Origin of the sequence: Mycobacterium sp. SMC-15 (assembly GCF_045310925.1) — a bacterium.
GTDB lineage: Bacteria > Actinomycetota > Actinomycetes > Mycobacteriales > Mycobacteriaceae > Mycobacterium.
Window position 1 is genome coordinate 44,767 of sequence record NZ_JBJIAJ010000019.1, and the last position, 7,141, is coordinate 51,907.

Here is a 7,141-nt window from a genome sequence, read left to right on the forward strand (position 1 = left end):
GCAACCTCCTCGGCGACGACGGGCGCACCTCAAGGCTGACGACCAACCCCGCCGACGCCGCCATGAGCGCCAACGCCACCCGGGACACCGTTGCTGCTGGCAGCCCGCGCCGACGCGCCGGCGATCCGGCCCCTGCTGCACGGTGTGCATCGGGGCGTAGACCCATGTGTCGAAGCACTCCGCAAAGCTGTTGCCAAGCCAATCCGCACCCAGTTGCTGGTCAGTGGACTTCTTAGACAACCTTCTCGCGCCGGTCCACGCGACAACTGACCGCGGAACCGCTCTGCGGATTACCTTGCGCCCCATCCTGGCGCTGGCGTTGTTGCCGGGTATCCGCCATCGTCGCCGAATACCATGCGCAAATGCCGTTTTCGTCAGTCGGCACCGGTCTCACAAGACAACATCGGAAGAACCGGGTACCTTACATTTCCAGCAAGATAGTGATAACCGTAGACATATCAGCAGAAACCGGTACCCAAAACGCACCCAATCTGCTGACCAACTCACCGATAGCTTAAACAATGAGATTTGCCTGGGCTATCAGCTGCCACATCTTGCTCTCCTTATCATAGCAATGGTATGGAAGCTGCCAGTTTTTGTAAGTAAATCCATTTTGGAGGCTGTAGTGATTTCCGGGCGCCGGTTCAGTACGTTTGGGATTCCACTGCTGACGTTTGCCGCTACGACGCTGTTGGGACCCCACCCGGCCATATCTTCCGTGTTCGCATCCGGGACGAATGCTCTGACAAATTCGGCGATACTGCTGTCCAACGAGGCGTGGATCATCGGCGGCAGCGGCACCCCGATACCAGACCAGGAATACCTGGATGCTGCTTTCGCTAAATACCTCACCCCGAACGGTTACGGCGCCTACCGCCCGAACGCGCTTTTTACCCCGGAAGGGTTGTATCCGACGACCGCGATCAGGGACCTGCCCTTCGCCACGTCGGTAGCCCGAGGCGTCACCATCTTGAACGACACCATCACGCAGCAAACGGACAGCGGTAACAATATGGTCGTCTTAGGCTACTCGCAAAGCGCCGCCATAGCCTCGCTGGAAATGCGGAATCTGGCAGCACTAGGTCCTGATGCACCAACCGCCGACCAATTGGCATTCGTACTACTTGCCGACCCGATGAATCCCAACGGCGGCCTGCTGGAGCGCTTTGCTGGATTGACCTTACCGAGCGTGGGTCTGACATTCTACGGCGCAACTCCTTCCGACACCATCTACCCGACCGATATTTACACGATGGAGTACGACGGATATGCCGACTTCCCGCGATACCCGCTCAATCTCCTGGCGTCCATGAACGCCTTCGCCGGCATCTACTACTTGCACGGCACCTACCTCGATCTTTCAATCGAGGACATCACACCCGTCGCAGACGGCGGTAACGCCATTGAGCTACCGGTGTCTCCCGATTACACCGGCAACACCACCTACTGGATGATTCCGACCGAGAATCTGCCGTTGCTGGAACCGATCCGCTCAATTCCGGGCGTGGGTGACGCGATCGCCGAATTGATCCAGCCGAGCCTGAGGGTGCTCATCAACCTGGGCTACGGCAGCATCACCGAGGGCTGGGATCACGGACCGGCGAATGTGGCCACCCCATTCGAATTGTTCCCCACGAACATCGACCCGACCGAAGTGCTGCGAGCTTTGGCGGCCGGTACCGAGGAGGGCATCAACAATTTCGTGCGCGAGATAAGTTCCGGGATATCTTTTCCGGAGCCGACACTGCCGAACTTCGACATCCTTGAAACGATCAACTCGGCTTTGGCCGACCCAGCAGCAGCATTCACCCATGTCATGAACACTTTCAGCAGCATGGCCAGCACCATCTATTCGCCCTTGCTCCCCACAGCAGACACCTTCAATGCCGTCTTGACTTCCCTGCCCGCATACAATTTCAGTCTTTTCATGGAAGGACTCGAATCCGGTGACCTGCTTGGCGCCATCGGTAACCCGATCGCGGCTGACGTGGGGCTGCTCACAATGGGCGCTGCCTTTGAATATTACGTGCTGCTGCATATGTTCGAGGACCTCGGCGCAGACCTTGCGAATCTGTTTGCGTTCTGAGTCCTCGCCACACGACTGGGAACACGGATCATGGTCAGGCGACTGCCGCGCGCACGTTGGTCTCGCCGGGAGACAGGGCGATGGCCGCACTCGACGTCACCGAATGCAATCCTCACGACCAACACCCTGCTATCGCCACCTCGCAGGAAATACGGTGTGCGAACGGTGTTTTCGTCCTGTTAGCTGGTTCTTGCCTCACCTCTCGGCACTATCGAACGGTGGAGAAGTCGCCCAACAACTCGGGCTTGCCGCTGGCCTGCGCCGGAAACTAACTCATCGAGTGCCTGATCCAAAACGACGGCGGCAGCGCTGTCGGTGTCAACAACGACACCGACTTCCTGCGGCCTATCTCGGCGGGCACCCTGTATGTGGAGTCCACACCAATTCACCGAGGCACCAAACAGCACCTTTGGCTGGAGGAAGCGGCCAAAGAGTCAGTCGACTGGGTGTGCGGCGAACCAGTCGAGCAGCAGATCGGCGAGCCGGTCCGGCTCCGCATCGGGGATCCAGTGCGAGACTCCCGGCAGTGTCTCGAATCGGTAATCCGCGTCGATGTAGCGGGCGGTGTTGCGAGCCGCCTTGGCCTTCAGGGCGAAGTCACGGTCGCTCCACACGTACATCGTGGGCACCGCGACACGCCGAGTGACGGCCTGGACATCCGACAGTGGCATACCCCGGTACCAGTTGAGCCCGCCGGTCAGCGCACCTGGTTCGACCATGGCCCGCCCATCCCGTTCGGCCGCGGCCGCGGGCAGCCCGCCGCGCTGCAGGGCTTTGGCGGCCCCGGTTCCGCCACCGCGAGTCATCAGCCATTCCGGCAGCCACGGCAACTGGAAGAAACCCATGTACCAGGACGCCAGGCCTTGGCTGCTGGTGACCAGCGACTTCAGAAAAGCGGCCAGGTGCGGCACGGACACCGGTGACACGGTCGCGAGCCGTTCGGGCATCTCGGCAGCAGCCGCCCACGCAACCGCGGCACCCCAGTCGTGTCCCACCAAATGCACTCGCCGCGCGCCACTGGCGTCGATCAGTGCACCGACATCGGCGACGAGTTCAGACATGCGGTAGTCGCGGCGCCGGGCCGGCCGCGCACCGGGTGAATAGCCCCGCTGGTTGGGAGCCAGGCACCGGTAGCCCGCGGCGGTGAGCCGCTCGATGACGCCGTTCCAGCTGCCGTTTCGTTGCGGGAAGCCGTGCAGCAACACCACTACGGGCCCATCGGGCGGCCCGGCGTCGCGGACATCGAAGACCAGGCCATCACGGGTGTAGCGCTCCATGGGTGAAGCATTCCGCATGCCGCCGTGCGCCGGCACCCCGCCCCAGAACGTCACCACCGAAATACCAGCGCATGGAACGAACCGACACAGATCAGGGATGCCCGCCAAAGCCGCCCGAGCCACCTGAACCGCCGGTAGTCAGACCGCTGTTGGGGCCGGGTCGGCCGGGCTGGCCGGGCTTACCGGCGTCGCCGGACTGGCCGGCGTTGTCGCCGGCGGAACCTCCGGTACCGCCGCGACCACCGGCGCCGCTGTCACCGCCGCCGCCGGCGGCGGCGCCACCACCGGACGAACCGCCGTAGCCACCCTGACCGCCGGTGCCACCGGTGCCACCGCCGAGGGGCCCGTTGCCGCCCTTACCGCCGGCACCACCGGTATTGCCGTCGCCACCCGGACCCGCATTGGACCCGGTGGAGTTCCCGCCGTATCCGCCGCTACCTCCCATTCCGCCGGCGCCTCCGGCACCTCCGTACTGCGCGCCGTCGCCGCCGGCACCGCCCGCACCGCCGACGCCCCCGCGAGCGCCGGCACCACCATTGCGGCCGAAGTCCGTGTGCCCGCCGAATCCGCCCGTACCGCCTCGACCACCCGTCCCGCCAACTCCGCCTCTGCTACCGGATGCCCCGCTATCACCGCCGGCACCGCCGGCACCGCCGGCACCACCGGGCGTACCGTTGCCGGGATTGCCGCTCGTCGGGTAATAGACGGAGATGCCGTTGGTGCCCCCACCGCCGATTCCGCCGCCGCCGCCATTGCCGCCATTGCCGACGAGGCCGCCGTGGCCACCGGCACCACCTTTACCCCCGGTACCGCCGGGAGTGGTGGCGTCAAACCCCTTCCCGCCGGTTCCACCGTCGCCGCCGCTGGCGGGCAGACCGCCGGCCGCGCCGTCCGCCCCGCTGGTGGAACCGGTTCCGCCTGCTCCACCGGCCCCGGGATTTCCAGGATCACCGCCCTTGCCGCCAGTCCCACCGTTGGGGTTGCTCGCATTGCCCGCTCCACCCGTTCCACCGGTGCCGCCCATACCAGCGGTGCCGCCGCGACCGCCGTTCCCACCGACGCCCTGAGCGCCCACCGCGCCGTCCGCGTTGGTGCCGCCCGCCCCGCCGGCACCGCCGGTCCCGCCGGTCCCGCCGGTCGCGCCGACCTTCCCGGCACCCCCGGTACCACCTGCGGCGGTGGCCGTAGCGCCGTCCGCGCCCTGGCCGCCAGTCCCGCCGCTGCCCCCCGTTCCACCGGCCCCGCCATCACCCGGGGCGCCCGCAGCGCCATTGGCCGCAGTTCCGCCATCACCGCCGATACCGCCGGTTCCCCCGGTCCCACCGGTTCCGCCCATCTCGCCACGGCCGCCGTCAGCGCCGGCCGCACCGGTCCCGCCCCTCCCGCCGGTGCCGCCGGCTCCACCGTCGCCGGTCCCGGCGGCGCTGCCACCGACACCACCGTTCCCTCCGGTCGCACCGGCCAGACCGGTGGCACCACTGGAGGCGCCACCAGTGCCGCCGTTGCCGCCTGCCCCGCCGTCCCCGTCGCCCAGGGCGGAACCGCCGACGCCGCCGTTTCCGCCGACCGCACCGGCCAGACCAGCCGGGTCGGCGGCTGAACCTCCGTTGCCACCGTTGCCACCCGCGCCACCATGGCCGCCGGCCGCCCCGCCGTTGCCGCCAGCGCCGCCGTTACCGGCCGTCCCGGGCGTCACGAAGTCGGGGTGTCCCGCGGCATTGAGGCCTGAACCGCCGTTGCCACCGTTGCCACCGTTGCCACCGTTGCCGGCCATGACACCGTCGACTCCGGTGCCACCGTTACCGCCGGCACCGCCAGCGCCGCCGTTGCCGGCTGCCGTGTCGGGGGCGAGCCAACCGCCCACGGTCGCGTTGGTGCCGTTGCCGCCGGCACCGCCATCGCCGCCGTTGCCGAGCGCACCGCTATTCCCGTTGGCGCCGGCAACCGAGCCGTTGCCTCCGGTTCCTCCGGCTCCTGGGTTGCCGCCGTCACCGCCGTCCCCGCCGTCACCGCCGTGTGCCGAGGGCGCCAACCAGCCACCTGTGGCGCCCCTCCCTCCGTTGCCGCCGTCGCCGGCGGCGCCACCGGTGCCACCAGCGCCACCGACGCCCTGGGCACCGTCCTCGCCGTGTGCGGCTGTCCCGCCGGCGCCACCGTTTCCGCCAGCCCCACCGGCGCCACCACCGCCGCCACGGCCCCCGCGCCCGCCGTCACTGACCGAGAAGCCTGCGTCCGCGCCCTTCCCACCGCTACCGCCCGCACCGCCATCTGCTCCGGCACCGCCGCGTCCACCGGCGCCACCGTTACCGGCTACCGAGCCGCCTTGGCCACCCGCACCCCCGTTGCCGCCCGCCCCTCCGGAGCTCCCACGCAGCCCGTCACCACCGGCGCCATCGGCGGTGCCTGCGACGCCTGCGGCACCGTTGCCTCCGTCTACGCCGGCGGTGGCATTGCCACCGTTGCCGCCATTGCCGCCGTTGCCATGGCTGCCGCCATTGCCGCCACTGCCGCCGTTGCCGCCGGCCGTGCCTGGCGCAGCCTCAGGGTCCTGCGACGGGTCATAGCCGTCGCCACCCGTGCCACCGTCACCGCCGGCACCCGCCTCCCCGGTACTGCCGGTGGCGCCACTGCTGCCGGTTCCGGTCACCCCGCCACTACCTGCGGCACCGCCCGCACCGCCGGCGCCGACGATGCCTGTGGCGCCGGCATTTCCGCCTTGGCCGCCATCGATGGCGATGGCGTCCCCATTGCCACCGGCACCGCCGCTTCCGGCGTCGCCGGCGTTCCCCCCGGCACCACCCACCCCGCCATTGCCGTTGACTCCCGCGTCACCCGCGACTGCAGTGCCTCCGGCCCCGCCGACGCCGCCAGCACCGCCAGCGCCGCCATCCCCACCGTTGCCGCCATTGCCGCCATCCGCACCGGCCGCCAACGCGTCGGCACCACGAACGCCGCTGCCCCCGGCTCCACCGGCACCGCCCAGCCCGCCATTGCCACCGGCCCCACCATCACCTGCCGTGCTGCCGCCGGCACCGCCTGCGCCGCCAGCACCGCCGGTACCGCCAGCCTGTCCCGCGGTGCCATTACCTGACGCATCGGTACCGCCGGCCGCACCGGCCAACCCGGTACCGCCATCACCACCGCGACCGCCATCACCGATGATGCCGGCGTCGCCGCCACGACCGCCGGCGCCGCCGGATTGACCTGCCTGCGTGGCCGTCCCACCATTGCCTCCAGAGCCGCCGTTTCCGCCCACGGTCGCCGCAGCACCATCAGCGCCGTTACCGGCGGAGGTGCCATCACCGTTATAGCCACCGGTGCCACCAGCCCCGGCGCTGCCAAGCTCACCGCCAGCACCGCCGGAACCGCCGGACCCAGCACTGGCGCCACCACCGCCGTCGCCGCCACGACCACCCGTGCCACCATTGCCGGCATTACCAGCGTTGCCGCCGTTTCCGCCCCGCCCTGCGGCGCCCGCATTGCCGGTACTGCCGCCCGAGGCGGTTCCGGCGACACCGCCATTACCACCGGTGCCACCGCCACCTCCCTGGCCTCCGTCGCCTCCGTCGGAGCCGATACCACCCACCCCGCCGGCCGCGGTGGAGTGCGCACCGGCGGCGCCGTTTTCGCCGTTACCACCGTTGCCACCGGCACCACCTTCGCCGCCTTGGCCGCCGGCACCGCTGTCGAAGCCGGAACCCCCGGCGCCGCCGTTGCCACCGGCACCACCATTGCCTCCGTGCGTCCCATCAACACTGCCCACCGTGCCGTCGACACC

Annotated in this window: 3 protein-coding genes and 1 pseudogene; 2 read left to right on the forward strand and 2 right to left on the reverse strand. The window is 68.9% G+C overall.

Annotated features, from left to right (window positions below):
* Positions 1–574 precede the first annotated feature (574 nt).
* Positions 575–2,086 (forward strand): PE-PPE domain-containing protein, encoded by a 1,512-nt coding sequence (locus ACJH71_RS21715; RefSeq protein WP_406760045.1) that lies wholly within the window; start codon positions 575–577, stop codon positions 2,084–2,086.
* A gap of 284 nt (positions 2,087–2,370) precedes the next feature.
* Positions 2,371–2,502, forward strand: a pseudogene (locus ACJH71_RS21720) (hotdog domain-containing protein); the annotation flags it as partial.
* 18 nt (positions 2,503–2,520) lie between these two features.
* Here the strand turns inward: ACJH71_RS21720 and ACJH71_RS21725 are convergent.
* Together ACJH71_RS21725 and ACJH71_RS21730 are read right to left on the reverse strand one after the other, a co-directional pair.
* Entirely contained in the window at positions 2,521–3,363 is an 843-nt protein-coding gene (locus ACJH71_RS21725; RefSeq protein WP_406760052.1) for an alpha/beta fold hydrolase, read from the reverse strand.
* Positions 3,364–3,454: 91 nt separating this feature from the next.
* A partial coding sequence (locus tag ACJH71_RS21730) for a PE family protein (RefSeq protein WP_406760046.1) occupies positions 3,455–7,141 on the reverse strand: 3,687 nt, incomplete at its 5' end.